The organism is Pseudomonas koreensis, from assembly GCF_024169245.1.
Taxonomy (GTDB): Bacteria; Pseudomonadota; Gammaproteobacteria; order Pseudomonadales; family Pseudomonadaceae; genus Aquipseudomonas; species Aquipseudomonas koreensis_F.
In genome coordinates this window covers 4,686,280-4,711,109 of record NZ_JALJWP010000001.1, presented here as the reverse complement: position 1 = coordinate 4,711,109, position 24,830 = coordinate 4,686,280, and the positions used below count along the sequence as shown (strand labels likewise).

Sequence of the window (24,830 nt, the reverse complement as noted above, 5' to 3'; positions counted from 1 at the left end):
CGATAGCGGTGTGTCAGTCAGCAGTTCTCTAGCTGATACACCGCTATCGCGAGCAGGCTCACTCCTACAGAAAGCGAAGCGTTGTCAGCGCATGAAGTGGATCTTGCCGCTGTCATCATTACCCATGTAAATCCCGTAAACCCCGGCCTGGCGCTCTTCGATATAGCGCTCGAGAATCTGCCGGATCGCCGGGTAATAAATCTGCTCCCACGGAATCTCTTCGGGGGCGAAGAACTTGTAATCCATGGTCTCCGGCCCGTACTGTCCGGTGATCTCCAAAGCGATGGCGCGGAAGATGATGTACACCTCGCTGATCTTCGGCACGCTGAAGATCGAATACGGCGAGACGATTTCCGCGCGCACGCCGCTTTCTTCCCAGACTTCACGCAGCGCCGCCTGCTCGGTGGTCTCAAAGCTTTCCATGAAACCGGCGGGCAAGGTCCAGGTGCCCGGGCGCGGAGGGATCGCCCGTTGGCACAAGAGGTATTTGCCGTCCTGCTCGATGATGCAGCCGGCAATGATCTTCGGATTGACGTAGTGAATATAGCCGCAGCCGCGGCACATCAGGCGCTCGTGCGTATCGCCCGGCGGCGTCTGCTGACCGAGGTCAGGGCCACCGCATTTCGGGCAAAAGCTCGGGCTGAACATGTCATTGACCTATGCGCGGTTCTTTCAGCGCGATCGGCAGGGTGATCGCCGGGGTGCCCTTGACGGCGACGCCGGTTTCTTCCTGTTTGCGCTTGAGGTAATCGAGGGCCACGGCAGCCGCCGCGCGGACGTGATCGACACAGGCCTGATGCGCCGCCAGCGGGTCGCCGCTCTTGATCGCCTCGACCATTTTTTCCATCTCGTGATTACTCGCGCCGCGGCGGTTTTCCTGGGACACCGAGGTCGCGCGCAGGTAGCTGATGCGCGCCTGCAACTGGCGCAACTGGGTGGCAGCGACATGGTTGCCCGAGCCTTCCAGCAGCACGTCGTAGAAGCCCTGCACCGAGTCGATCACCTGTTGCAACTCGCCGTCCTTCAATGCCTTGCGGTTGTCATCGAGGGCTTTTTCCAGCGCCTTGATGTCCTTGGCTTTGGCACGCAGGGTGAACAACTGCACGATCAGACCTTCGAGCACGCAACGCAATTCGTAGATATCGACGGCATCGGCGAGGGTGATGATGGCCACGCGCGGGCCTTTGGCGTCGGCGAATTCCACCAGGCCTTCGGATTCAAGGTGACGCAGGGCTTCGCGCACCGAAGTGCGGCTGACACCGAGGCGATCACAGAGGTCGCGTTCGACCAGGCGATCACCTGGCATGAGCTGGAAATTCATGATCGCGCTCCGCAGTTTGTCCAGCACGATTTCGCGCAGGGTAACGGGGTTGCGATTGACCTTGAAGCTGTCGTCGAGTGGCTGGCGTTTCATGGGGTCCGCTCTTGAGCTTGGCTGTCCATGCCAGACGGGCATCAAAACAGCCGAGGGTTAACTGGAGGCCTCGGCGTCGGCTTCGGCAAAGGCTTCACGGGCCAGCCGGAAACTGTCCACGGCCGCCGGAACGCCGCAATAAATGCCGACCTGAAGCAGAATTTCGCGTATTTGCTCACGACTCAGGCCGTTACGCAAGGCGCCACGCACATGCAGCTTGAGTTCGTGCGGGCGGTTGAGCGCCGAGATCATCGCCAGGTTGATCATGCTGCGCTCCTTGAGCGACAGACCCTCACGCCCCCAGACATGGCCCCAGCAGTATTCGGTGACCATTTCCTGCAGCGGACGGGTGAAGTCGTCGGCGTTGTCTATCGAACGCTGGACATAGGCTTCGCCGAGCACCTGCGTGCGGATCTGCAGGCCTTTTTCGTACTTTTCGTTACTCATTATTCCTCCAGTCACCACAGATCCCTCGTGTAGGAGCTGCCGAAGGCTGCGATCTTTTGATCTTGCTTTTAAACATCAAAGTCAAAAGATCGCAGCCTGCGGCAGCTCCTACACAGGGGGATTTGTGTGAATCCTTCAGGTCAGGGTGGGCAACGCACCCAACTTGCCCTTGTGGTAAATCATCGGTGTCACCGGTTGCTCGGGCAGGATCAGGTTCTTCACCGCGCCGACGATGATTGCGTGATCACCACCGTCGTATTCCCGCCACAACTCGCACTCGATGATCGCCGTGGCCTTGGCCAGGATCGGGTTGCCCAGTTCGCTCAGGTGCCACTCGATGCCCTTGGCCTTTTCCTTGCCCTTGCCGGCGAACGCGTAGGCTTCGGCGGTCTGCTCGGCGGAGAGCAAGTGGATGGCGAATTTCTTGCTGTCGCGCAGCACCGGGTAGGTGTCGGACGCATAGTTGGGGCAGAACAGCACCAGCGCCGGGTCGATCGACAGCGCGCTGAACGCGCTGGCAGTAATGCCGACGATGCCGCCCTCCGGGTCAAGGGTGGTGACCACCGTGACGCCGGACGGAAACGAGCTCATGACGTCTTTGTAAATGCCGGGTTCGATCATTTCGCAGGACTCCTAGCGCATCACAAACGGATCAGGCATTGGCGCCTGGGAGAGGTTGATCCACACCGTTTTCAGTTCGGTGTAGGCCAGCACCGAGTCGATGCCGCTTTCGCGTCCATAGCCACTGTTCTTGAAGCCGCCGATCGGCGCCATCGCCGACACTGCGCGGTAGGTGTTGACCCAGATGATCCCTGAGCGCACGTCGCGCGCCAGTCGGTGGGCGCGGCCCAGGTCACGGGTCCAGATGCCGGCTGCGAGGCCGAACTGCGAGTCGTTGGCGATCGCCAGTGCTTCGGCTTCGTCTTTGAAACGAATCACCGACGCCACCGGGCCGAACACTTCTTCCTGCATGATCTTCATCGAATTACGGTCGCATTCGAACAGCGTCGGCTCGTAGAACCAGCCTTCGCCGAGATCCGCCGGGCGCTTGCCACCAGTGCGCAAACGCGCGCCTTCGGCGACGGCATCGGCGACCAGACCTTCGACCACCGCCAGTTGCTGCGCGGTGGCCATCGGGCCCATCTCGCTATGGTCTTCCTGGGGGTTGCCGATGCGAATGCGCTGGGCGCGCTCGACCAGACGATTGACGAACTCGTCGTAGATTTCGTCCTGCACCAGCAAGCGCGAACCGGACACGCAACTCTGCCCGGATGCCGCGTAGATCCCGGCAATCGCGCCGTTGATCGCACTCTCCAGATCGGCGTCGGCAAAAATGATATTCGGCGACTTGCCGCCCAGTTCCAGCGACAGCTTGGCGAAGTTCTCGGCGCTGCTGCGCACCACATGCCGTGCCGTGGCCGCGCCGCCAGTGAAGGCAATCTTGCGGATCAGCGGATGGCGGGTGAGGGCGGCGCCGGTGCTCGGGCCGTAACCGGTGACGACGTTGACCACGCCCGGCGGAATCCCGGCTTCGAGGGCAAGACGCGCCAGCTCGAGAATGGTCGCCGAAGCATGCTCGGACGGCTTGATCACGATGGTGTTGCCGGCGGCGAGGGCCGGGGCCAGTTTGATCGCGGTCAGGTACAGCGGGCTGTTCCATGGAATGATCGCGGCGACCACACCCATGGCTTCGTGCACGGTGTAGGCAAACAGGTCAGGCTTGTCCAGCGGCAGGGTGCCGCCCTCGAGCTTGTCGGCCAGGCCTGCGGTGTAGTGGAAAAACTCCGGCAGGTAGCTGACCTGGCCACGGGTTTCGCGGATCAGCTTGCCGTTGTCGCGGCTTTCCAGCTGCGCCAGATGTTCCTTGTTTTCCGCGATCAGGTCACCGAGGCGACGCAGCAACTTGCCCCGCGCAGTGGCGGTGAGGCCGCGCCACGCCGGGCTGTCGAAGGCGGTCTGCGCCGCTTGCACGGCGCGTTCGACATCCGCTTCATCGGCGTCGGGCAGTTCCGCCCAGGCCTGCGCGGAGGCCGGGTTGAGGCTTTCGAAGGTCTTGCCGGAGAGGGCGTCGACCCAGTCTCCGCCGATGCACATCTGGAAGCGTGCGAGTGTCATGCAACGATCCCCTTTATATGGTTTTGTCGGGAGTGTGCGAATTGGAGAAATTCCAGCAGCATCTGGTTGACCAGACGCGGCGACTCTACCGGCATCATATGCCGTTGCTCGGGCAGCACGGCAACCTTCGCGCCGGGGATGCGCCGGGCCAGTTGCTCGGCCATTTCCGGCGTCGAGCCGGGGTCGAGTTCGCCGGTAGCGATCAGCGTCGGCGCCTGAATGCTGCTCAGGTCGTCGGCGCGGTACATGTCCTGGGTGGCGAACAATTCGTAGGTGGTCAGGTAACCCTGCGGATCGTTGTTGGCCAACGTCTGACGCAACGCAGCGATCTGCGCTGGGTTGGCTGCCTGATATTCACGGCTGAACCAGCGTGACAGCGCGGCTTCGGCATTGGCGTCCGGGCCATGCTCGGCGGCCTGCGCCGTGCGGGCGATAACGCCGGCACGCTGTTCTTTGCTGCGGTTGAACACGCTGTTCAACACCACCAGACTTTGCAGACGCTCCGGGTAGTGCAGGGCAAAGGCCCGCGCGACCAGGCCGCCCATGGAGAAACCGATCACCGCGGCCTGGGGCAGATTCAGATGATCGAGCAGCTCAAGCAACTGATCGGCATAACCGAGCAGGTCGGTGCCACTGGCCGGGCGCGGGCTGGCGCCGTGGCCGAGCATGTCGTAGGCGATCACCTGATACTGGCTGGCGAGGCCGACAATCTGCCCGCCCCACATTTCTTTGTTCAGGCCCACGCCGTGGATCAAGACCACGGGCTGGCCTTGGCCGGTCGCCAGGTAACTGGTGCCAGCCGGGGTGAGTTCAGCGGTGAGCCGAATCATGGAGCGCTCCTGCAATGCCTTTCTTGTTGTGATTACTGGGCTTTTTCGGCGGCCAGTTCTTCCAGATCGATGTAGCGGTTGCCGATGCGCGGGTGCAGGCGGCCACCGTCGGCGCAACCCAGCACCACGACGATTTCGTCGGCACGCGGCGCGTCTTCGATCTGCATTTCCAGAGTGATGTAGTGCGAACGCAAACCTTCGTCGTCCTTGTGCATCATCGGGATCTGAATCGAAGTGCCCGGACCGCCGCGCTTGTTGGTGAAGCTCAGGTAGCTCTTGGCTTTCACCGCTTCGCGATAGTGGTTGCCGAAGCGCAGGGTGTGGATCACCGCCGAAGCGTGCTCGATCTCGCCGTCAGCGCCGACCACTGCCGCTTTGCCGTAAGCCTCGATCTTCTCGGCGCCGCCGATGATGCCGACCAGACGCTCGACCATCATGGCGCCGAGGTCGGAGCAGTTGGCGCGGATCTGCGGCTTGAGGTCTTCGACAAAACCGTTGCCCACCCACGGGTTCTTCATAACCACGGCGAGGCCGACCATGGTCACCGGCTTGTCAGTCGCCTTGCCGCCTTCGATGAAGGTTTCTTCGACATAGCTGACGATCTTGCGAATTTCGAAACTCATGAGCTGCTCCGTTGGGGATTGAGAGTGTCTGTGCGTCTGATGGTATACCATAATACCGATCCTGCAAGTCCCCCTGACGGAATTTGCCGCATCACCCCGGCGAATGGTCATGTATTCGCTTTCCGCCACACCTCGACTTCTTTGTAGGAGCTGCGGCACGCTGCGATCTTTTGATCTTTCAATACAAAATCAAAAGATCGCAGCCTCGTTTCACTCGACAGCTCCTACAAGGGGAAATCAGCGGCAATGCGGTTAACAAAAGATAACGTGGCGCCGATTGTCAGACATTTGCAAAGCCCGATAGGATGAGCCAGCTTCCGAAGGGGCTCTGGATTGCGGGTTTCAGGAGGATGCTTCTGAACTGCCAGTAGTCGAGCACCCTTGCGGCGCCCTTGAAGGCCCGATGGCCCAACAATAATAAATAGGGGAAGGTCTATGAGTCGTTGCCGCCCGCCGGCGTTACGCAACACCGCGTTGCTGGCCACAGCACTCTCACTGCTGGGCTTTGCCACGTTATCGGCACCGGTATTTGCCGCCGAAGCCCTGGCTGACGTGGTCTATGCCACCGAATCGGCCAAGGCCGCGAAAAGCCTGATTCTCGATGTCGTCCACGCCGGCGCGCGCCTGGTCGCAGTTGGTGATCGCGGCCACATCGTCTATTCCGACGACCAGGGCAAAACCTGGACCCAGGCCAAGGTGCCGACTCGCCAGTTGCTTACCGCCGTGTATTTCGTCGACGACAAAAACGGTTGGGCGGTCGGCCACGACGCACAGATCCTCGCCAGCACAGACGGCGGTCTGACCTGGACCAAGCAATTCGAAGACCTCGCCCGCGAATCGCCGCTGCTCGACGTCTGGTTCAAGGACGCCAGCAGCGGCTTCGCCGTGGGCGCCTACGGCACGCTGCTGGAAACCATCGACGGCGGCAAACACTGGGAAGACGTCAGCGATCGCCTCGACAACGAAGACCAGTTCCACCTCAACGCCATTGCCGCCGTGAAAGACGCCGGGCTGTTCATCGTCGGCGAGTCCGGCAGCATGTTCCGCTCCGCCGATGACGGCCAGACCTGGGAAAAACTCGAAGGCCCGTACGAAGGCTCGCTGTTCGGCGTGATCGGCACGGCGCAGCCGCAGACCCTGCTGGCTTACGGCTTGCGCGGCAATCTCTACCGTTCCACCGATTTCGGCAGTAACTGGGAACAAGTCGAACTGAAAGCCGCCCGCGGTACGCTGGAGTTCGGACTGTCCGGCGGCACGCTGCTGGAGGACGGCTCGATCGTCATCGTCGGCAACGGCGGTTCGGTGATCAGCAGCAGTGACAATGGCGAAACCTTCAGCGTGTTCAACCGCCCGGATCGCATTTCGCTGTCGTCGGTCACCGCCGCCGGCAACGGCAACCTGATTCTGACCGGGCAGGGTGGTTTGCATGTCACCCTGCCAAACGGTGCCGAGACCAATAACAAGAAGGCGGGGCTATGACTTCCTTGATCACTCCTCAGCAGGAAAAGGCGACGGTTCTCGAGCGCCTGATCTTCAACAACCGCCCGGCCGTGATTCTGATCTGCCTGGTGGTGAGCATTTTTCTGTTCTGGCAGGCCACGCTGATCCGGCCGTCGACCAGTTTCGAAAAAATGATCCCGCTGCAGCATCCCTTCATCGAAAAGATGATGGAACACCGCAACGATCTGGCGAACCTCGGCAACACGGTGCGCATTTCGGTGGAAGCCACCGACGGCGACATCTTCTCCAAGGAATACATGGAGACCCTGCGCCAGATCAACGACGAAGTGTTCTACATTTCCGGCGTCGATCGTTCCGGCCTCAAATCGCTGTGGAGCCCGAGCGTACGCTGGACCGAAGTGACCGAAGAGGGTTTCGCTGGCGGTGAGGTGATTCCGCAGAGCTATAACGGCTCCCAGGACAGCCTCGACCTGCTGCGCAACAACGTGCTCAAGTCCGGTCAGGTCGGGCGTCTGGTGGCCAACGATTTCAAGTCGAGCATCGTCGACATCCCGCTGCTGGAGGCGTACCCGGACCCACAGGATCAGGGCAAGCTGCTGGCGCTGGACTATCGCCAGTTCTCCCATGAGCTCGAAGACAAGATCCGCAACAAGTTCGAAGCGCAAAACCCCAACATCAAGATCCATATCGTCGGTTTCGCCAAGAAGGTCGGCGACCTGATCGACGGTCTGGTGATGGTGGTGCTGTTCTTCGGTGTCGCCTTCGTCATCACCCTGATTCTGCTGCTGTGGTTCACCAACTGCCTGCGCAGCACCATCGCCGTGTTGAGTACGACGCTGGTGGCGGTGGTCTGGCAACTAGGGTTGATGCACTTCTTCGGCTTCGGACTCGATCCGTATTCGATGCTGGTGCCGTTCCTGATTTTCGCCATTGGCATTTCCCACGGCGTGCAGAAAATCAACGGTATCGCCCTGCAATCCAGCGAGGCCGATAACGCCCTGACCGCTGCACGACGCACCTTCCGGCAGCTGTTCCTGCCGGGGATGATCGCGATTCTGGCCGATGCGGTGGGCTTCATCACCCTGCTGATCATCGACATCGGCGTGATCCGTGAACTGGCCATTGGCGCGTCCATCGGCGTTGCGGTGATCGTGTTCACCAACCTGATCCTGCTGCCGGTGGCGATTTCCTATGTCGGCATCAGCAAGCGTGCGATTGCCAAGAGCAAGAAGGACGCCAACCGCGAGCACCCGTTCTGGCGCCTGCTGTCGAACTTCGCCAGCCCGAAAGTTGCGCCGATCTCGGTGGCGCTGGCGCTGATCGCCTTCGGTGGCGGCCTCTGGTACAGCCAGAACCTGAAAATCGGCGACCTCGACCAGGGCGCGCCGGAACTGCGTCCGGACTCGCGCTACAACAAGGACAACAACTTCATCATCAGCAACTATTCGACCAGCTCCGACGTGCTGGTGGTGATGGTCAAGACCAAGGCCGAAGGCTGCTCGCGCTACGAAGCCATGGCGCCGATCGATCAGCTGATGTGGAAGATGCAGAACACCGAGGGCGTGCAGTCGGCGATCTCGCTGGTGACCGTGTCCAAGCAGATGATCAAGGGCATGAACGAGGGCAACCTGAAATGGGAAACCCTGTCGCGCAACCCCGATGTGCTGAACAACTCGATCGCCCGCGCCGACGGCCTGTACAACAACAGTTGCTCGCTGGCACCGGTGCTGGTGTTCCTCAACGACCACAAGGCCGAAACCCTCGACCGTGCGGTGAGTGCGGTGCAGGAATTCGCCAAGGAAAACAACAAGGACGGCCTGGAATTCATCCTCGCCGCCGGTAACGCCGGGATCGAAGCGGCCACCAACGAAGTGATCAAACAGGCTGAGCTGACCATCCTCATTCTGGTGTACATCTGCGTGGCGGTGATGTGCATGATCACCTTCCGTTCATGGGCGGCAACCCTGTGCATCGTCCTGCCGCTGGTGCTCACCTCGGTGCTCGGCAACGCGCTGATGGCGTTCATGGGCATCGGCGTGAAAGTCGCAACCTTGCCGGTGGTGGCGCTGGGTGTGGGGATTGGCGTGGACTACGGCATCTACATCTACAGCCGCCTGGAAAGTTTCCTGCGTGCGGGGCTGCCGTTGCAGGAAGCCTATTACCAGACCCTGAAATCCACCGGTAAGGCGGTGCTGTTCACCGGTTTGTGCCTGGCGATCGGCGTGTGCACGTGGATCTTCTCGGCGATCAAGTTCCAGGCCGACATGGGCCTGATGCTGACCTTCATGCTGCTGTGGAACATGTTCGGCGCGCTGTGGCTGCTGCCGGCGTTGGCCAAGTTCCTGATCAAGCCGGAGAAACTGGCGGGGCAGAAGGGCAATTCGTTGTTTGCCCATTGATCTGAAAGGCTGAAATGACAAAGCCGCAACCTTGAGGGTTGCGGCTTTTTTGTGGACAAAGATCAAGGTCAAGATCAAGAGCCCCTCACCCTAGCCCTCTCCCGGAGGGAGAGGGGACTGACCGTGGTGTCTTTCACCATACACCGACCTGGGAGAAACCAAGTCGATTATGGATTCAAAGCAAAGCGTTCGACCTGGGAGATACCGAGTCGATTATGGATTCAAAGCAAATCGTTCAAGTCGGTGTAGATCTCGAATATCCCCCAATCGGTCCCCTCTACCTCTGGGAGAGGGCTAGGGTGAGGGCAAGCGGTCTCAAGCGTTAAGACAGTTCAGCACCCAGCACCACACTCAATGCACTGCGTGCATCATCCAGCTGCACCAGCGTCGCATGCCGGGCACCCAAGGCATCACGATTCTCGATGGCAGTCAGAATCGCCTTGTGCCTCGGCAACGCCAATTCATGCAGATTCGGCCGCTGATTCGAATGCTTCAACGCCTCGGCAATCGCCACCGCCAACATGTTGCACAGGTTCGCCAACAGGTCATTGTGCGTCGCATCGGCAATCCGGCTATGGAAATCCAGGTCCGGCTGCAACAGCGCTTCCGGGGTCGGTGCGGCTTCCATGCGTTGGTAGGCTTCGTTGATCGCGGCGATGTCGGCATCCGTCGCATGCTGGGCGGCGAGGGCGGCGGCGGCCGGTTCGATGATGCTGCGCACGCTGGTCAGCACGTTGAAGAATTCATTCTGCGGGCTGCTCTGCATCAGCCAGTGCAGCACGTCCGGATCGAGCATGTGCCATTCGCGGCGGGCCTTCACCACCGTGCCGACGCGAGGCTTGGAATACACCAGCCCCTTGGCCACCAGCACCCGCGTGGCTTCGCGCAACACCGGCCGACTGACCGCATACTCCTCGCAAAGCAGGGCTTCGGCGGGCAGTTTGTCGTCGGGCAAAAAGCGTCCGGAGACGATCTGCATGCCCAGTTCCTGGACGATGCGCGAGTGCATGCTTTTACGGTCGGAAGGTTTGCGGTAATCCATGGGGAGTGGCGCGATCCTGAGCGATGGAGATGCCGCGCATCATAGCAGGCACCGGACAATCTTGAGGCAGACACAAAACCAAATGTGGGAGCGAGCCTGCTCGCGAAGGCGGTATATCAGTCAAATAGATGTCGACTGACACTCCCTCTTCGCGAGCAGGCTCGCTCCCACAGGGGAATTGCGCTGTTAGTGAGAGTGGCGCGGGACTTCAGCGCCGCGGCAGCCGACGAGGAAGTCAAAGTCGCAACCCTGATCCGCCTGCAGCACGTGGTCGATGTACAGCTGACGATAACCACCCACCAGCAATTGTTGAGGCGCTTGCAGATCCGCCATGCGCGCCGCCAGTTCAGCGTCGGGAATGTCCAGATGCAGACGGCCGCTGGCGCAATCGAGCTCGATCCAGTCGCCTTCCTGCACCGCCGCCAAAGGCCCGCCAGCTGCGGCTTCCGGGGCGACGTGCAGAACCACCGTGCCATACGCCGTGCCGCTCATGCGTGCATCAGAAATCCGCACCATGTCGGTCACGCCTTGCGCCAACAGTTTGGCCGGCAAGCCCATGTTGCCGACTTCGGCCATGCCCGGATAACCCTTCGGCCCGCAGTTCTTCATCACCAGAATCGAATCCTTATCGACGTCCAGCTCCGGATCGTTGATCCGCGCCTTGTACATGTCGAAGTTCTCGAACACCACGGCGCGGCCGCGATGCTGCATCAGTTCAGCGCTAGCGGCGGACGGCTTGAGCACCGCACCCAACGGTGCCAGATTGCCGCGCAACACACAGATGCCACCGTCAGCGCGAATCGGATTGTCGAGGGTGCGGATCACTTGGTCTTCGCCATAGATCGGCGCGTCCTTGGTGTTCTCGCCGATGGATTTGCCGTTGACCGTCAAGGCATTCGGATTGGGGATCAGATTGGCTTCGCCGAGGCGACGCAGCACCGCTGGCAAGCCACCGGCGTAGTAGAACTCTTCCATCAGGAAACGCCCGGACGGTTGCAGGTCGACGATGGTTGGCATGCCGCGACCGATGCGGGTCCAGTCATCCAGATCCAGCTCGACGCCGATGCGCCCGGCGATGGCTTTCAAGTGAATCACGGCGTTGGTCGAACCACCGATGGCGGCGTTGACGCGAATGGCGTTCTCGAAGGCTTCCTTGGTGAGGATCTTCGACAGTTTCAAATCTTCGCGAACCATCTCTACCGCACGCATGCCGGACATGTGCGCCAGCACGTAACGCCGTGCATCTACTGCGGGGATCGCGGCGTTGTGCGGCAGCGAAGTGCCCAGTGCTTCAGCCATGCAGGCCATGGTCGACGCGGTGCCCATGGTGTTGCAGGTGCCCGCCGAACGCGACATGCCGCCCTCGGCCGCGAGGAAGTCATCGATGGTGATGGTGCCGGCCTTGACCTGTTCGCTGAGCTGCCACACGACAGTGCCGGAACCGATGTCCTTGCCCTTGTGCTTGCCGTTAAGCATCGGCCCGCCGGTGACGACGATGGCCGGCACGTCGCAACTGGCCGCGCCCATCAACAGCGCCGGGGTGGTTTTGTCGCAACCGGTGAGCAGCACGACGCCGTCGATCGGGTTGCCGCGAATCGCTTCTTCAACGTCCATGCTCGCCAGGTTGCGGGTAAGCATGGCGGTGGGGCGCAGGTTCGATTCGCCGTTGGAGAACACCGGGAATTCCACCGGAAAACCACCGGCCTCGATCACCCCGCGTTTGACGTGCTCCGCGATCTGGCGGAAGTGCGCGTTGCACGGAGTCAGTTCCGACCAGGTGTTGCAGATGCCGATGATCGGCTTGCCATGGAACTGATGGTCGGCGATGCCCTGATTCTTCATCCAGCTGCGGTACATGAAGCCGTTCTTGTCGGCCGTGCCAAACCATTGGGCGGAGCGCAGGGTGGGTTTCTTATCAGACATGATCGATTCTCTTATTGTAAGACTATTGTTTGCGAGCTGACGCTTAATCTAAGCGCAAAATCCGCGCTTTGGAAGTGTTGTTGGGTAATTAGTATTACTATATAGTCGTTTTCGACGGAGGGATGGCCCTGGTTGTTTTGGCGAGAGGCGTCCCCCGAGGTTCTATAAAAACAACAATCGGAGACCGATCTCATGAGCCAGGAATTGCGGCTTGTCCGGCGCATCACACTGAAACTGATTCCCTTCCTGATCCTGCTGTACCTGATCGCCTATGTGGATCGCTCCGCCGTCGGCTTCGCCAAGCTGCACATGGGCGCCGACATCGGCATCGGCGACGCCGCCTATGGCCTCGGTGCCGGGCTGTTTTTCATCGGCTACTTTCTTCTCGAAATCCCCAGCAACCTGATGCTCGAACGCTTCGGCGCACGGCGCTGGTTCGCGCGGATCATGATTACCTGGGGCGCGATCACCATCGGCATGGCCTTTGTGCAAGGACCGCACAGCTTCTACGTGATGCGCTTTCTGCTCGGCGCGGCCGAAGCGGGCTTCTTCCCCGGTGTGCTGTACTACATCACCCAATGGTTCCCGGTGCGCCATCGCGGCAAGATCCTCGGCCTGTTCATCCTGTCGCAACCGATCGCGATGATGATCACCGGTCCCGTGTCCGGTGGCTTGCTGGGCATGGATGGCATCCTCGGTCTGCACGGCTGGCAGTGGCTGTTCATCGTCATCGGCACCCCGGCCATCCTGCTGACCTGGCCGGTGCTGCGCTGGCTGCCGGACGGTCCGCAGCAAGTGAAATGGATGGATCAGGCGGAAAAAGACTGGCTGACCGGCGAACTGAAAAAGGATCTGCAGGAGTACGGCCAGACCCGTCACGGCAATCCGCTGCACGCGCTGAAAGACAAACGCGTGTTGCTGCTGGCGCTGTTCTATCTGCCAGTGACCCTGAGCATTTATGGCCTCGGCCTGTGGCTGCCGACGCTGATCAAACAGTTCGGCGGCAGCGACCTGGTCACCGGTTTCGTTTCTTCGGTGCCGTACATTTTCGGGATCATTGGCCTGCTGATCATTCCGCGCAGCTCCGACCGCTTGAATGATCGCTACGGCCACCTGGCGGTGCTCTATGTACTCGGTGCGCTGGGCCTGTTCCTCAGTGCCTGGCTGTCGATGCCGGTGGCGCAACTGGCGGCGCTGTGTCTCGTGGCGTTTGCGCTGTTCTCGTGCACAGCCGTTTTCTGGACTCTGCCCGGGCGCTTCTTCGCCGGTGCCAGCGCAGCGGCGGGGATTGCCTTGATCAACTCGGTCGGCAACCTCGGTGGTTACATCGGGCCGTTCGTGATCGGCGCGTTGAAGGAATACACCGGCAATCTGGCTTCGGGGTTGTACTTCCTCTCGGGCGTGATGGTGTTCGGGCTGATTCTGACCGGCATCGTTTATCGCGTGCTGGAACGCAAGCATGTGCTGCCCGTCGAGCAATTCGCAGCAAGCGCCCGTGGCGCGACCCGAACCTGACTGGCTGGCACCTTCCCCTGTAGGAGTGAGCCTGCTCGCGATGGCGTTGTATCAGCGAAAAAATTTGCCAACTGACACACCGCTATCGCGAGCAGGCTCACTCCTACAAGGGATCGGCAGTGTTTTTGAGAAAAGGAGAAGAACATGCATCTGGTTCAATTCGAATTACCCAACGGCGAGCGCCGGGTCGGCGTGGTCGACAACGGTCAGCTCCGCGAAGTCGAGGACGCCCGCAGTGTCCGTGATCTGGCCCTGGCCGCGATCGAGGCCGGCGGCTCCCTTGAGCAGCAAGTGCAGACCCTCGGCCTCGGCGCCAGTCACGACTACGCGCAGTTGCTCAAAGACCTGCGCATCCTGCCGCCACTGGATCACCCGGACCCGGCGCACATGCTGGTCAGCGGAACCGGGCTGACCCACTTGGGCAGCGCTTCGGCCCGCGACAAGATGCACCAGCAGGCCGGTGATGAAGCGGCGATGACCGACACCATGCGCATCTTCAAATGGGGCGTGGAGGGCGGTAAACCTGCGGCGGGGCAGGCCGGTGTGCAACCGGAGTGGTTCTACAAGGGCGACGGCAGCATTGTCGTGCGTCCGGGGCAGGCGTTCCCGCTGCCGCCGTTCGCCGAAGACGCTGGCGAAGAGCCGGAGATGGCCGGCCTGTACGTCATCGGCAACGACGGCAAGCCGTATCGCCTCGGTTTTGCGGTCGGTAACGAGTTCTCCGACCACGTCATGGAACGCAAGAATTACCTCTACCTCGCGCACTCGAAATTGCGCAGTTGCAGTTATGGCCCGGAACTTCGTACCGGTGAATTGCCTCAACACCTTGCCGGCACCAGCCGAATCCTGCGTGACGGCGAAGTGCTCTGGCAGAACGAGTTCCTCAGCGGCGAGGCCAATATGTGCCACAGCCTGGCGAACCTCGAATACCACCACTTCAAATACAGTCAGTTCCTGCGTCCGGGCGACGTGCACATTCACTTTTTCGGCACTGCGACCCTGTCGTTTGCCGACGGCATCCGCACCCAGCCGGGCGACACGTTCGAGATCAGCCAGGCCGACTTCGGCGCTCCGCTGGTCAACGGTATCGCACCGGTCAAAGCAGCTTTTGAACCGGACAGCATCGGCACCCTTTAAGGAGATCCCATGACTCAGATTCTCGGTCACAACTACATCGGCGGTCAGCGCAGCGCCGCCGGCAGCGTCAAACTGCACTCGGTCGACGCCAGCACTGGCGAGGCCCTGCCGCACGATTTCATTCAGGCCACGGCGGACGAAGTCGACGCCGCCGCCAAAGCCGCCGCTGCGGCTTACCCGACCTATCGCAGCCTCAGCGCCGAACGTCGCGCGCAATTCCTCGACGCGGTCGCCGATGAACTCGATGCGCTTGGCGACGATTTCGTTGCCGTAGTCTGCCGCGAAACCGCGCTGCCAGCCGGGCGCATTCAGGGCGAGCGCGGTCGCACCAGCGGCCAGATGCGCCTGTTCGCCAAAGTCCTGCGTCGCGGTGATTTCTACGGCGCACGGATCGATCTGGCACTGCCGGATCGTCAGCCGCTGCCACGTCCGGATCTGCGTCAGTACCGCATCGGCCTCGGCCCGGTCGCGGTGTTTGGTGCGAGCAACTTCCCGCTGGCGTTCTCCACTGCCGGTGGCGATACCGCAGCAGCGCTGGCCGCCGGTTGCCCGGTAGTGTTCAAGGCCCACAGCGGCCATATGGCCACCGCTGAACTGGTCGCCGATGCGATCGTTCGCGCGGCGGAAAAAACCGGCATGCCCGCCGGCGTGTTCAACATGATCTACGGGGGCGGCGTCGGCGAATGGCTGGTCAAGCATCCGGCGATTCAGGCGGTTGGTTTCACTGGCTCGCTGAAGGGCGGTCGCGCCCTGTGCGACATGGCTGCCGCACGTCCGCAACCGATCCCGGTGTTTGCCGAAATGTCGAGCATCAACCCGGTGATCGTCCTGCCGCAAGCGCTTGCCACGCGTTCGGAAACCGTCGCGCGTGACCTCACCGCTTCGGTGGTGCAGGGCTGTGGTCAGTTCTGTACCAACCCGGGTCTGGTGATCGGTATCCGCTCGCCGCAGTTCAGCGCGTTTGTCCAACAGGTCGCTGCTGCAATCGGTGATCAACCGGCGCAAACCATGCTCAATGCCGGCACCCTCGGCAGCTATGGCAAAGGTCTGGAAAAGCTCCTGGCGCATAGCGGCATTGAGCATCTGGCCGGTAATCCGCAGCAGGGCAATCAGGCGCAGCCGCAGTTGTTCAAGGCTGATGTCAGCCTGTTGATCAACGGTGACGAAGTGCTGCAGGAAGAAGTGTTCGGCCCGACCACGGTGATCGTCGAAGTGGCCGATCAGGCGCAACTGAGCGCGGCGCTGCATGGCCTGCACGGTCAATTGACCGCGACGATCATTGGTGAGCCGTCTGATTTCGAGCAATTCGCCGAGCTGACGCCGCTGCTGGAACAGAAAGTCGGGCGCATCCTGCTCAACGGTTATCCGACCGGTGTCGAAGTGTGCGATTCGATGGTGCATGGCGGCCCGTACCCGGCGACGTCCGATGCGCGCGGCACTTCGGTGGGCACGCTGGCGATCGATCGCTTCCTGCGCCCGGTGTGCTTCCAGAACTACCCGGACAGCTTGCTGCCCGAACCGCTGAAAAACGCCAACCCGCTGCGGATTCAGCGTTTGGTGGATGGCAAGCCATCGCGTGACGCGATCTAGGCAGCACCGCAATCCCCTGTGTAGGAGCTGCCGAAGGCTGCGATCTTTTGATTTTGCTTTTGAAAACAAGATCAAAAGATCGCAGCCTGCGGCAGCTCCTACACAAGGGGCAGGGCGCCATAAGCTATCATTGGCCCTTTCCCCCTAGAAAGACTGTTTGCCATGACTGCCCAAACCCTTCTCAACGCCCTCGAACACTGCGGTATGGTCGAAATCGATGGCCTGCACGCCTTCGAATTCGCCCTCGACGAGGACGATAACCTGCACATCGAATGCATTGATGGCCGTGAAGCCAAGCATTGGGAATTCACCCCGGCGCAGGTCGCGGCCGCGACGTTCGATGAGACGCTGCAGAGCTGGCTGATCATCGGTTACGCCAGCGACACCAAGACCACGGGCGAGCATCGGCTGGTGTGTCTCGGCGACGTAGTCAGCAGCAGCGACGATGAGGAAGACAATAATGAAAATGCGTAACTTCTGGCCTTTGCTGATGGCCGGCAGCGTCGGCGCGATGGGACTCTCCAGCGCCAGCGCCGAGACCTTGCAGTTGCTGGTCGGCTCTTACACCGCCGGCTCCAGTCAGGGCATCTATCGCATGCAGTTCGACAGCGCCACCGGCCAGATCGACGCCAAGCCGCTGCAAGTGGTCAAGACTGAAAACCCATCGTGGCTGACGCTCTCGAAAGACCAGAAACGCCTGTTCGTGGTCAATGAAAACGGCCCGGGCCAGACTGACCCGGTCGGTCGCGTCAGCAGCTACGCCATTGACCCGAAAACCCATGCGCTGAGCCTGATCAATCAGGTGCAGAGCCTGGGCAATGAGCCGACCCATTCCAGCCTCAGCGCTGATGCCAAGCATCTGTTCGTCAGCAATTATTCGGTAATGGAAGATCCGGGCGGCACCCTGGCGGTATTGCCGGTCGATGCCGATGGTCAGCTGAAACCGGTGGTGCAGATGAGCGGGCACCCGGCTAGTCGGGTCAATCCTGAGCGCCAGGCTTCCAACCACGTGCACTCGACGGTGTCCTCACCGGACGGTCGCTACGTGTTCTCCAACGACTTGGGCGCGGACAAGGTTTTCATCTATCAGTACGATCCGAAGGCCAACCCGCACCTGCCGCTGACTCCGGCGAAAACCGCTTCGGTAGCCTTGCCGGCCGGCAGTGGCCCGCGTCATCTGCTGTTCAGCGCCGATGGCAAACACGCCTGGCTGACCATGGAGATGAGCGCGCAGGTTGCGGTGTTCGACTACAACGACGGCGTGCTGACCCAGACGCAATTGGTCGATCTGGCGGCGGGCCAGGCAACCTCGGACAGGGCCGGCGCGGCGCTGCATGCTTCAGCTGATGGCAAGTTTCTCTACGTGAGCAACCGTGGCACGGCCAATCAGCTCGTAGTGTTCGGCATTGATCCGGCGACCGGTCAGCTCAAAGAGCTGCAAAAACGCTCGGTCGAGGGTGATCACCCGCGCGAGTTTGCCCTCGATCCGAGCGGTAAATTCGTCTTGATTGCCAACCAGAAGAGCAACCAGATTGTCGTTGTCGAACGCGATGCCAAGACCGGTCTGCTGGGCAAAACCGTGCAAAAACTGCCGATCGACGCGCCAAGCGATCTGAAATTTCTAGTGCGACAATAAGCCACAGGCCCCGGTCTGCGGGGCCTGCATCGTTGTATTAATTGCACTGATAACGGCTAATGCTACAAAAGATTTCAAGGAGGCAACCCTCGAGCGTTACGTTTGTTTCACAGCCCGACCGGGCAAACCAAGCAAACGAACACGAGGGTTATCGCCATGAACTTCAATCTCTTCTCCGTTATTGCCGCCTCCGCCATTTCTGCCACCGTGGTATTGCCAGCCGGTGCCAACGTCGAAATCGCCAGCAAAAAATCCCACACCCAGAGCTACACCCAGAAATACCTGCAACAAAGCGCCAACTTCTACGCCGCGCTGGATCACAAAACCCAAGCCTGAGCGCATCGACACAACTCCCTTGTAGGAGCTGCCGAAGGCTGCGATCTCTTGATCTTCAACGTCAAAAGATCGCAGCCTTCGGCAGCTCCTACGCGCGTGCGCGTTCTCCACTCATAGGTTTCTTCAAGCGGGCAAATAGAGCGGCTAAATAATCAACGAAGCTGATGTTCACCATTGCAAACCCTGAGTGGTTACCCCGGCTTTTTTGATTGATTCTGTGGCAATCGAAACCTTTGTCCACGGAGAACACCATGGCCAGCGCAATCCTCACTTCCGCCAAACGCGGCGCCTATCTGGCCATCGGTCTTTACCTGGCCGTGGTGCTGTTCGTCAGCATCGGCGCGCAGATGGAACACAGCTTCGAAGCCCCGATCGACGTCGCCCACCCTGGCATCCAGTTCGAACTGCGCTCGCAAAGCGCGATGGTCGACAGGGCCGAACTCGCAGGGGGCGGCGGCGCATGAAAGGCTACAGACTCTGGGTCATCGCCAGCCTCGCGCTGATGACCAACGGCGCCTCACTGTTGGGATTTGGCCAAGGCTCGGTGGGCGGCTTGGCCCGGGCCATAGAGGCCAACCACAACATCGCCCACAACATTGAACGCGCCAACACGCTGGGGCTGATGGCCGGCAATCCACCGGTCAAGGTCGCGGTGGATTTTCTCGGACCGTTTGAAGTGGATTGCATGGCACTGGGCATGTGCAACGCCTTGGCCTGACGAAGATCGTTCCCACGCTCTGCGTGGGAATGCCTCAAGGGACGCTCCGCGTTCCAATGGGACGCAGAGCGTCCCCGGCTGCATTCCCACGCGGAGCGTGGGAACGATCAAGAGGGAGAGAGGGTTACTTCTTCATGATCGAGGTGAACAGCTCGGATTCGAGCAAGCGCTGCAACCAGGCCTGCAAGCGAACATAAGGCGTCTGCGCGAACCACTCGCGATCAACGTGTGCGAACTGGCGAATGAAAGGCAGCAGGGCGATGTCGGCGAGACTGATCCGGTCGCCCAGCAGATAGTCGTGGTCCGCGAGCGTCAGATCCAGATAGTGGGCGATCATCTCGCACTGCATGCGATAGACCTCCATCGGTTGCTCTGGATAACGCTCAGCGTATTTGTAGTGGTTCAACGAAGTCTTGAATCGTTGATCGTTCGTCTCGATCAGCATGTCCATGATGACGTCAGCTCCCGGATCATCCTTGAACAACCAATCATCCGGATCATTCTGCGCCAACGCCCAGCGCATGATCTGCAGACTCTCATCAATAACCACGCCATCGGCGTCCAGCACCGGCACTGTGCCCTTGGGCGAGAGCGCCAGCATTTCGGCCGGTTTGTCCTTGAAGCTGACCTCGACAATCTCCACCGGCACACCCGCATAACGCAGCGCCATTCGCGCACGCATGGCGTAAGGGCAGCGGCGGAACGAATACAGCGTGTTCATTTCACCTCCAGCGTACTCAAACCATTGCCCTGACGCCGCACCTGAATCTGCACGGGGATCCGTTCGTGCATTTCCTGCACATGAGAAATCACTGCAACCTTGCGCCCCTGCGCCTGCAATCCATCCAGTGCATCCATGGCCAGTTGCAAGGATTCCGGATCAAGGCTGCCGAAGCCTTCGTCGATAAACAGCGATTCGATTTTCAGCGTGCTCGACGCCATCGAGGCCAGACCCAGTGCAAGGGCGAGTGACACGAGGAACGTCTCGCCGCCCGACAACGAATGCACCGAGCGCAGTTCGTCGCCCATTTCCGTGTCCATCACCAGCAGGCCAAGCATGCTGCCGCCGCGTTTCAGGCGGTAGCGTTTGACCAGTTGGCGCAGTTGCGCGTTGGCGTGATGCACCAGCAGGTCGAGGTTGTAGGCCTGGGCGATCTTGCGGAAGGTGTCGCCGGTGGCCGAACCGATCAAGGCACTGAGCCGCGCCCAGCGTTGATACTCGGCGTAGGCCTCGGCGATCTGTTGGGCCAGTGCCTGATTGGCGTTTTGTCGGCGCTGGTCTTCAACCTGTTCGGCGCGCAATTCGGCGCATTGCTGCTCACTGACGGCGAACTGGTTTTGCAGCTCGGCGAGAGCACTGTCGAGCTGTTCGGCGTCAAGATTTCCGTCCTGCCGGGCCTGATGATCGAGCAGACGCTGATCACGTTCCTGCAACAAGACCTGGGCCTGTTCGATGGCTTTTTCGTTGTGCTGAAGCGTCTGGCGCAGTTCGGCGACTTGTGCGTCGTCGAAGCGCAGCAAGTCTTCGAGGCCGCCGTCATCCAGCTCCGGATGGCTGGCGCGCCAATCAGCGATCTTCTCGGTCAGCGCTTTGTCTTCAATTTCCAGTGCCTGCAAGCGTTCTTGCTGGGCCTTGAGTTCTGCAGCGATTTGCACCAACTGCGTGCGCACGCTTTGCAACTCTTCAGCGGTGCTGGTCTCGGCGCTGCGCGCCTGTTCCACCGCGTGTTCCAGCTGCTGCTGCCAATGCTCGGCGCTGCTGTGTTTGCCGAGCAGTTGGGCGAGTTTTTCCTGACAGCGTTGCTGCTGCTCGGTCAGCGCCGTGAATTGCTGGTCAGCACTTTGTAGCTGCTGAGCCCGCAGCTGCTGGCGATCCTGTTCTTTCTCCAACGTCTGCTGGCGTTGCTGCTGCTCGCCCAGTTCTTCCTTTTGCTGTTCTAGCTGTGCCAGACGCTCGGCAATCTGCCGGTCCAGCTGCAGGAACGTCGCGGCCGGCTCAACGCGCAGTTTTTCGAGCGTGTCAGCGGGTAGCAGCGGGCCGAACGCGTTGAGTTCTTCTTCAAGGCGCTGACGATCACTGTTGAGTTCATGCTGCTGATGGCTCAGCTGTTGCGCCGCTTGCTGATGCGCGACCTCCGCCTGACGCAATTGCTGCGACAGGCGCGCGGCGTCCTGCTGCAAGGTAAGCAGCGCACTCTGACGTTGTTCGTCCTGAGTGATGCTCTGGTTCAATTGCTCGGTCTGGCGGCTGAGCCAGGCGTCGCGTTTGTCGGCGTCCTGATTGAGCAGTTGCGCGGCCAGCGGATGCGCCTCCAGGCTCGGGGCCAGGGCTTGTTGCTGCGCAGCCAATTGTTCCTGTTGCTGCAGCAATTCTTTCTGTTGCGCGATCACGCCACCGACTTCGCCGCGCAGCTCAATCAGTTTTTCCTTGAGCTGATCGACCACTTGCTGGGCATTGGCCTGTTCGCTTTCATCGTGACGGCCAAGGCTTTGCAACAGCGCTTCGGGCTGATGATACGGATGCTCATTGCTGCCGCAGACCGGGCAGGGCTGATCGTCCTGCAACTGCGCGCGCAACTCTTCGACACTGGCACTGCGCGCCAGCCGCTGACGTTCAAGCAGTTCGCGAGTGACATTGAGAGTCTGCTCGGCGACGGTCAGTTCGGCCTTGGTTTTCACGCCGTCCTGGGTCAGGCGCTCGCGTTGCTGCTGCGCCTCGAGTTGACGTTGTTGCAACTCGGCGCTGCGCTTGTCGAGATCCTGTTGCGAGGCCCACAGGCGCGACAGGTCTTCGATCGCGCGCAGCTGTTTGCGGTTGTCCTGCAGCAAGGTACCGAGCAGGCCGATCTGTTCGGCCACCGCATCCGGCTCAGCACCGGCCTCCTTGAACAGCACTTCCAGTTGCTGTTTGTGCGAGGCCAGTTCCTCAGCACTGCGCGTAGCGTTTTGTTCCAAAGACGCCAGTTCAGTCTGACCCTTGTTCAAGCGGTTACCGATCAGCATCAGCTGTTGCAGACGATCGCGGTAGGCGCTCCAGGCATCGCTCAACGGCGCCAGATGCGCGCTCTGCTCAAGCTCGGTGGCGATGCGTTGCAAACGCTCGGCGACCTCGGCCTGTTTTTCCTGCAAGGCCTGAATCGCGCTCTGGCCATCCTTGAACGCTTGCTCGGCGGTTTGTCGGGCTTCGGCGCTGCTGGCAGTGTCCTTGATCAGACGGGCGAGGGTGCTTTGCTCTTCGAATGCCTGACGCAGCAACGGCGCGTTTTCGCTCTGGCGCTGTTGCGCTTCGCTGAGGGCGACTTTGGCAGCGTCGAGGTGCTGTTCCAGTTGCGTCTGGCGTTCGCCCAACGCGGCGTGTTGTTGGGTGTGCGCGGCAATCTGCGTTGCCAGTGGCGTTAGTAGCGCATCGAGCTCGGCCTTGCGCGCGAACTGATGGCGTTGCGGGCCAAGCTGTTCCAGACGCGTCAGTTTTACCCGCTCGCCGGCCAGTGCCTGCCATTGCTGTTGCGCGGTTTGCAGTTGTTCGCTGGCGGCTTTTTGCGCGTCCTGCAACTGACGCAAATCCTTCAGCCAACCGTGTTGTTGCTCAAGCTGTTTGAGCTGCGCCTGTTGCGCCTTCATCTGTTGCTGCGCGGTGTTGAAACGCTCGTCGAGTTCGGCGCGGGCTTCCGGCGCCAAAGGCGTCACTCCGGTAGCCTGATCCTGCAGCAGCTTGTGCGCTTCGCGGGCCTCTTTGGTCTTGTCGAAGGCGCGGCGGCCGAGGCGGGTGTACAGCGCGGTGTCGGTGAGTTTTTCCAGCAGTTCACTGCGGTCGTTGTCGTCAGCCTTGAGGAAGGCGCTGAACTCGCTCTGCGCCAGCAGCACAGCGCGGGTGAACTGTTCGAAGTTCAGGCCCAGCGCGGCTTCCAGCTGGGTTTTGTATTCACCTTTCTGGCTGGCGAGCAATTGATCCTGGTCGATGTCGCGCAGGCTCTGCCGACTGGCCTGCAACTTGCCGCCAGCCTTCTCGCGAGCGCGGTTGGCTTCCCAACGTGCGCGATAGCGGCGGCCATCGACGCCGACAAAATCCACTTCGGCATAGCCTTCGCCGGTGCCACGACGCAGCAGCGTACGCGGGTCGCCGGTGGCGATTTCACCGTCAGCATCCGGGACTTTGGCATCGCGGCCGGTGTTGTTCAGGCGTGGCACAGCGCCGAACAGTGCCAGGCACAAAGCGTCGAGCAGGGTGCTTTTGCCGGCGCCAGTCGGGCCGGTGATTGCGAACAGACCGGCGCTTGCCAGCGGCTCAGCAGTGAAATCGATCTCGAACGGCCCGGCCAGCGAGGCGAGATTCTTCAAGCGAATGGCGAGAATCTTCATGGCTGCTCGCCCTCCAGTTGCACGTCCTGCAGCAACTCGGCGAAGTCCTTGAGCGTCTGCTCATCGACCTCGCTGCCGTAGTTGTCGAGCCAGGCGCGGCTGAACAATTCCTGCGGGGTGAGTTGGTCGAGTTCGATCAGCGTGCTGCCGTCATCGCTGCCATCGGCGCCACGATTGCCGGCGTATTCAGCGGCGATGCGCACCAGACGCACGGCTTTGCCTTGCAGCGCAGTTTCCACCTGATGGCGCAGATCCGGCTGCGGCTCGTCAAGACGCACGCGCACTTCCAGCCAGGGCTGGCGTTGGGTTTCGGCGAGCAGATCGACGTTCGGCAGGTCAGCCAGTTGCAGCAGAATCTCGGCCAGGGGCGCCGGGCCGATGCGCTGCAGATTGACCGAGCGCGGGATCAGTTTCCGCTCGACGCTGACCAGGGTTTCACCGTCCAGGACCACATCGAGAATCTGATGCTGATAACCGATTTCGGAGAACGACAGCGGAATCGGCGAGCCGCTGTAGCGGATGCGCTCCTCGCCGTTGACCTTCTGCGGCTTGTGCAAATGGCCGAGGGCGACGTAACTGATGCTTTCGCCGAACAGGCTGGCGGGCAGCGCTTCGGCATTGCCGATGATCAGGCTGCGCTCGGAATCCTCCGACACCGAGCCCCCGGCCATGTGCGCGTGGCTGATCGCGATCAACGCCTGCCCGGGCTGACGCTTGGCATTCGCCGCCGCGATCAGCCATTCATGCACCTGACCGATGCCGCGCAAATAGTTGTCGCCCAGATGCGCGCCAGTGACTTCCGCAGGGCGCAAAAACGGCAGCGCCAGACACCATGCGGCGATTTCACCGGTTTTATCCGGCAACGGCAGCAGCAGCCGCTCGGCATCTAGCTGCCCGTCATCCAGCCACAGCACCCGACCCAACGCGTGAGTACGCAAACGCCGCATCAACGGCGCCGGCAACTCGATCCGCGAGCCGGAATCATGGTTACCGGCGATCATCACAATGGTCAGCAACGGCTGCTGTTCGTGAGCGCTGACGATGAAATCGTAGAGGCGTTCCTGAGCTTTGACCGGCGGATTGACCGTATCGAAGATGTCCCCGGCAATCAGCAGCACATCCGGCTGCGCCAGTTGCAACTGACGCAGCAGCCATTCGAGAAAACACGCGTGCTCGAAATCGCGCTCCTGGCCGTGCAGGTTTTGCCCAAGGTGCCAGTCGGAGGTGTGGAACAGACGCAAGGTGGACTCCGCATTTTGATCAAGAGGGTGGCCGCGAGGAACAA

22 protein-coding genes are annotated in these 24,830 nt (G+C 60.9%); 10 read left to right on the top strand and 12 right to left on the bottom strand.

Annotation, left to right across the window (positions count from 1 at the left end; all coding sequences use genetic code 11):
- Positions 1-84: 84 nt before the first annotated feature.
- The 7 genes from J2Y90_RS20700 to J2Y90_RS20670 all read right to left on the bottom strand — a co-directional run bounded on the left by J2Y90_RS20700 (position 85) and on the right by J2Y90_RS20670 (position 5,429).
- Entirely contained in the window at positions 85-648 is a 564-nt protein-coding gene (locus J2Y90_RS20700; RefSeq protein ID WP_016775015.1) for an NUDIX hydrolase, read from the bottom strand.
- Between the two features lies 1 nt (position 649).
- Entirely contained in the window at positions 650-1,414 is a 765-nt protein-coding gene (locus tag J2Y90_RS20695) for a GntR family transcriptional regulator (protein ID WP_042606770.1), read from the bottom strand.
- A gap of 57 nt (positions 1,415-1,471) precedes the next feature.
- On the bottom strand, positions 1,472-1,861 hold the full coding sequence (locus J2Y90_RS20690; RefSeq protein WP_039763896.1) for a carboxymuconolactone decarboxylase family protein: 390 nt from the start codon (positions 1,859-1,861) through the stop codon (positions 1,472-1,474).
- A gap of 135 nt (positions 1,862-1,996) precedes the next feature.
- Positions 1,997-2,482 carry a flavin reductase family protein gene (locus tag J2Y90_RS20685; protein ID WP_253502512.1) on the bottom strand — a complete coding sequence of 162 codons (486 nt, stop codon included), beginning with the start codon at positions 2,480-2,482 and terminating at the stop codon, positions 1,997-1,999.
- Positions 2,483-2,494: 12 nt separating this feature from the next.
- Positions 2,495-3,976, bottom strand: a complete 1,482-nt coding sequence (locus tag J2Y90_RS20680) for an aldehyde dehydrogenase (RefSeq protein WP_253502510.1) — start codon at positions 3,974-3,976, stop codon at positions 2,495-2,497.
- A complete protein-coding gene (locus J2Y90_RS20675) occupies positions 3,973-4,806 on the bottom strand; it encodes an alpha/beta fold hydrolase (RefSeq protein WP_253502507.1) in 834 nt (277 codons plus the stop codon). The genes J2Y90_RS20680 and J2Y90_RS20675 overlap by 4 nt, the downstream gene beginning before the upstream one ends.
- Positions 4,807-4,838: 32 nt before the next feature.
- Entirely contained in the window at positions 4,839-5,429 is a 591-nt protein-coding gene (locus J2Y90_RS20670) for an amino acid synthesis family protein (protein WP_007968626.1), read from the bottom strand.
- Positions 5,430-5,864: 435 nt separating this feature from the next.
- On the opposite strand from J2Y90_RS20670, the gene J2Y90_RS20665 reads away from it, so the two are divergent.
- Both J2Y90_RS20665 and J2Y90_RS20660 read left to right on the top strand, forming a co-directional pair.
- Positions 5,865-6,908 carry a WD40/YVTN/BNR-like repeat-containing protein gene (locus tag J2Y90_RS20665; RefSeq protein WP_253502505.1) on the top strand — a complete coding sequence of 348 codons (1,044 nt, stop codon included), beginning with the start codon at positions 5,865-5,867 and terminating at the stop codon, positions 6,906-6,908.
- A complete protein-coding gene (locus J2Y90_RS20660; RefSeq protein ID WP_137214977.1) occupies positions 6,905-9,289 on the top strand; it encodes an efflux RND transporter permease subunit in 2,385 nt (794 codons plus the stop codon). The genes J2Y90_RS20665 and J2Y90_RS20660 overlap by 4 nt, the downstream gene beginning before the upstream one ends.
- A gap of 322 nt (positions 9,290-9,611) precedes the next feature.
- Here the strand turns inward: J2Y90_RS20660 and J2Y90_RS20655 are convergent, their stop codons facing one another.
- Together J2Y90_RS20655 and J2Y90_RS20650 are read right to left on the bottom strand one after the other, a co-directional pair.
- The gene (locus tag J2Y90_RS20655) at positions 9,612-10,331 is read right to left on the bottom strand and encodes a FadR/GntR family transcriptional regulator (RefSeq protein ID WP_024013185.1); all 720 of its coding nucleotides are present in this window, start codon (positions 10,329-10,331) and stop codon (positions 9,612-9,614) included.
- 186 nt (positions 10,332-10,517) lie between these two features.
- Positions 10,518-12,254, bottom strand: coding sequence for an IlvD/Edd family dehydratase (locus tag J2Y90_RS20650; protein WP_150635083.1), 1,737 nt, complete (start codon positions 12,252-12,254; stop codon positions 10,518-10,520).
- Between the two features lie 192 nt (positions 12,255-12,446).
- Between J2Y90_RS20650 and J2Y90_RS20645 the strand changes: the two genes are divergently transcribed.
- From J2Y90_RS20645 to J2Y90_RS20610, 8 genes are all read left to right on the top strand, one after another.
- Positions 12,447-13,769 carry an MFS transporter gene (locus J2Y90_RS20645; protein WP_065616194.1) on the top strand — a complete coding sequence of 441 codons (1,323 nt, stop codon included), beginning with the start codon at positions 12,447-12,449 and terminating at the stop codon, positions 13,767-13,769.
- Positions 13,770-13,913: 144 nt separating this feature from the next.
- A complete protein-coding gene (gene araD1, locus J2Y90_RS20640) occupies positions 13,914-14,906 on the top strand; it encodes an AraD1 family protein (protein ID WP_253502502.1) in 993 nt (330 codons plus the stop codon).
- 9 nt (positions 14,907-14,915) lie between these two features.
- Positions 14,916-16,496 carry an aldehyde dehydrogenase (NADP(+)) gene (locus J2Y90_RS20635; RefSeq protein WP_253502500.1) on the top strand — a complete coding sequence of 527 codons (1,581 nt, stop codon included), beginning with the start codon at positions 14,916-14,918 and terminating at the stop codon, positions 16,494-16,496.
- Positions 16,497-16,658: 162 nt separating this feature from the next.
- Positions 16,659-16,970: a DUF5629 family protein gene (locus J2Y90_RS20630; RefSeq protein ID WP_253502497.1), complete on the top strand. Its 312-nt coding sequence runs from the start codon at positions 16,659-16,661 to the stop codon at positions 16,968-16,970.
- On the top strand, positions 16,957-18,132 hold the full coding sequence (locus tag J2Y90_RS20625) for a lactonase family protein (RefSeq protein WP_253502494.1): 1,176 nt from the start codon (positions 16,957-16,959) through the stop codon (positions 18,130-18,132). Before J2Y90_RS20630 ends, J2Y90_RS20625 begins: the two co-directional genes overlap by 14 nt.
- Positions 18,133-18,288: 156 nt before the next feature.
- Positions 18,289-18,468, top strand: a complete 180-nt coding sequence (locus tag J2Y90_RS20620) for a hypothetical protein (protein ID WP_016775003.1) — start codon at positions 18,289-18,291, stop codon at positions 18,466-18,468.
- 251 nt (positions 18,469-18,719) lie between these two features.
- The gene (locus J2Y90_RS20615; RefSeq protein WP_253502491.1) at positions 18,720-18,932 is read left to right on the top strand and encodes a hypothetical protein; all 213 of its coding nucleotides are present in this window, start codon (positions 18,720-18,722) and stop codon (positions 18,930-18,932) included.
- Positions 18,929-19,186, top strand: a complete 258-nt coding sequence (locus tag J2Y90_RS20610; protein ID WP_039763921.1) for a hypothetical protein — start codon at positions 18,929-18,931, stop codon at positions 19,184-19,186. The genes J2Y90_RS20615 and J2Y90_RS20610 overlap by 4 nt, the downstream gene beginning before the upstream one ends.
- 124 nt (positions 19,187-19,310) lie before the next feature.
- Here the strand turns inward: J2Y90_RS20610 and J2Y90_RS20605 are convergent, their stop codons facing one another.
- The 3 genes from J2Y90_RS20605 to J2Y90_RS20595 are packed head-to-tail and all read right to left on the bottom strand — an operon-like array spanning position 19,311 to position 24,786.
- The gene (locus J2Y90_RS20605) at positions 19,311-19,907 is read right to left on the bottom strand and encodes a glutathione S-transferase (RefSeq protein ID WP_253502488.1); all 597 of its coding nucleotides are present in this window, start codon (positions 19,905-19,907) and stop codon (positions 19,311-19,313) included.
- Positions 19,904-23,545, bottom strand: coding sequence for an AAA family ATPase (locus J2Y90_RS20600; protein WP_253502485.1), 3,642 nt, complete (start codon positions 23,543-23,545; stop codon positions 19,904-19,906). Before J2Y90_RS20600 ends, J2Y90_RS20605 begins: the two co-directional genes overlap by 4 nt.
- Positions 23,542-24,786 (bottom strand): exonuclease SbcCD subunit D C-terminal domain-containing protein, encoded by a 1,245-nt coding sequence (locus tag J2Y90_RS20595; protein WP_253502482.1) that lies wholly within the window; start codon positions 24,784-24,786, stop codon positions 23,542-23,544. The genes J2Y90_RS20600 and J2Y90_RS20595 overlap by 4 nt, the downstream gene beginning before the upstream one ends.
- Positions 24,787-24,830: the final 44 nt, after the last annotated feature.